Origin of the sequence: Streptomyces sp. NPDC050263 (genome assembly GCF_040655955.1) — a bacterium.
Taxonomy (GTDB): Bacteria; Actinomycetota; Actinomycetes; order Streptomycetales; family Streptomycetaceae; genus Streptomyces.
The window spans coordinates 1-1767 of record NZ_JBFAKW010000287.1 but is presented as its reverse complement, the minus strand read 5'-3'; the positions used below and the strand labels follow the sequence as shown (position 1 = coordinate 1767).

The window sequence follows — 1767 nt, the reverse complement described above, 5'->3', positions numbered from 1 at the left end:
CGATGGGCAGGTCCGCGCACCGCCCCAGCAACGGGCGGCCGCGCACAACGTGTCCGCGGCCGACCGTCTTCAGCGGGTTCCGTGTCGGAAGGTGTCCTTGCCCTTTTCGACGGTCTGCTTGGCGTCGCCCTTGACCTGCTCCGCCTTGCCCTCCACCTCCAGGCCCTTGTCACCCGTCGCCTTTCCCGCAGCCTCCTTCGCCTTGCCTTTTATGGTCTCGCCCGTGTTCCTGGCCTTCCTTCCGGCACCCATGTCCTTCTCCTTCGTGGATTCACGCGGATTGCGACCGAGCAGCGCGTCCCCGAAGACGACGAATCCGGCGCCGATCAGCAGCCACGACCGCACGATGAGGGCGGTCCCCATGGAGTCGTAGGAGCGCCGGCCCACGGGGCGACAAAGCCGCAGCGGGGGTGGGAGCGCCGACCTCACCAGAAGAACAGCAGGCCCAAGACGATGGTCAGGACGATACGGGCTTCGACCGGTCTCCCACCTGCGGGGCGGCCTGATCAGCCGGAAGGCGCTCAAGCCGTGTGAGGACGTCCACGACCGTGAAGACTGCTGCGGCGCGCATCGGCGGCCGACCTCGACCCACTACAGGCCGTTATCACCATCGTCGCACTGAAGGTGTGCAGCTACAACGCAGGAACCGACTGCGCGCCGAGCACCGCATCAACGTGCACCCGTGCGACCCACCACGTATACCTGCACAGCGGCATCCCGGTGCGCTGACGGGTGGTCCCGTCGTCGCAGCGCAGCGCCCGCTTCAGGACGTGCATGATGACGGGCCGGTCCCGAGTCTTCCCGATCACCGGTCCACGGCGTCCGGCAGCGACGCAGCGCCGCAAAACAAGGGCACGCCACAAAGGGTCCAACCTGCCAATTGTCCCCGCCTGACCTTGGGTGACGCCGGCAGGCGAGCGCCCAGCAGCAGTGCAAGGCACGATGGAAGAACACGTCAGCGCCGCACGGAAGCCCGGCGCCTCTGCCCGAGCCGGCCACGTGGCGGCCTTGATCGGCCACTCTTGCCGGAGGACACGCGATGTCTCCTCAACTTCTGATGGAGCCCCTGGGCGTCTATCTGAACGACCATCTGACCGGGGCGTTCGCAGGCTCCGCACTCGCCCACCGCATGGCCGACACCCATGCCGACAGCCACCGCGCGGCCGAGCTGCGCCGTCTGGCCCACGATGTCGAGCAGGACCGGGACGACCTTGTACGGATCATGCACAGCCTCGGTGTGCCCGCGCGTCACTACCGCACCTGGCTCGGCCTCGCGGGCGAACGGCTCGCCCGTCTCAAGCCCAACGGGACGCTGATGCGCCGCTCCCCGCTGAGCGACCTGATCGAGCTGGAGGCGATGCGGACCGGCGTCGAGGGCAAGGCCGCGCTGTGGCGGGCGCTTCGCGCCCTCGCCGACAACGACTCCCGTCTGGACCCTGACGGACTCGACCGCCTGGCAGAGCGGGCCCGCGAGCAGGCCTACACCCTCAACAAGTGGCACCAGACGATCAGCCCCGTCGTCCTGCGCCCCAACGGCGCTGCGACCGTCGGTCACGACCGTGGCTCACCAAGGGCCGTGTGAGCCGAAGCAAACTACGCGTTCACGACGCCTCGTTGACGACCGTACCCCCTGGGGCGCTGACGCCGACGGGCAAGGACCGTCTGGAAGGTGGCCAAGGCTGCCGACGAAGGCCCGGAGGACTCCGCAGGATCCCGTTGAGACCGTGGATGAGACTGCAACCGTCGAAGGGCCCCACCGTTCGCGGT

The 1767-nt window shown here is 68.5% G+C and carries 2 protein-coding genes; one reads left to right on the top strand and one right to left on the bottom strand.

Annotated elements, in window-relative coordinates; genetic code table 11:
- Positions 1-69 precede the first annotated feature (69 nt).
- A complete protein-coding gene (locus AB0J04_RS46025; protein WP_363174715.1) occupies positions 70-252 on the bottom strand; it encodes a CsbD family protein in 183 nt (60 codons plus the stop codon).
- 787 nt (positions 253-1039) lie between these two features.
- Between AB0J04_RS46025 and AB0J04_RS46020 the strand changes: the two genes are divergently transcribed.
- Positions 1040-1582 carry a hypothetical protein gene (locus AB0J04_RS46020; protein ID WP_363174714.1) on the top strand — a complete coding sequence of 181 codons (543 nt, stop codon included), beginning with the start codon at positions 1040-1042 and terminating at the stop codon, positions 1580-1582.
- Positions 1583-1767 lie beyond the last annotated feature (185 nt).